The organism is Mesorhizobium sp. M2E.F.Ca.ET.209.01.1.1 (assembly GCF_004010375.2).
Classification (GTDB): domain Bacteria; phylum Pseudomonadota; class Alphaproteobacteria; order Rhizobiales; family Rhizobiaceae; genus Mesorhizobium.
In genome coordinates this window covers 1-315 of sequence record NZ_SADP02000865.1, presented here as the reverse complement: position 1 = coordinate 315, position 315 = coordinate 1, and the positions used below count along the sequence as shown (strand labels likewise).

General features: G+C 63.2%; 1 protein-coding gene. It reads right to left on the bottom strand.

The genetic code is table 11. The features are described from left to right. A partial coding sequence (locus EN852_RS38250) for a 2-oxo acid dehydrogenase subunit E2 (RefSeq protein WP_189546584.1) occupies positions 1–315 on the bottom strand: 315 nt, incomplete at both ends.

Here is a 315-nt window from a genome sequence, read left to right as displayed (position 1 = left end):
TCGTTGACCGACAGCTTGTAGGCGGGCGCCTCACCCTTGTCGGTCTTCTTCACCGGTGCCGCCGCATTGAGCTGCGTGCGCAGCGAAAGCAGTGCATCGAGCTCGCAGTCGAGCGTCAGGTAGAAATGCGGGATGCTGGTCTTGGCCTCGACCAGGCGCCGCGCGATGGTCTTGCGCATATTGTCGTGCGGGACGAGTTCATAAGAGCCTTGCTCGAACAGCTTCAGCACCTGATCGTCCGACATTGCCTTTACAGCCGGAGCAGCGGAAGGCGCACCAGCCGGAGCCTTGGCTGCCGGTGCTGCCTTGGCGCCG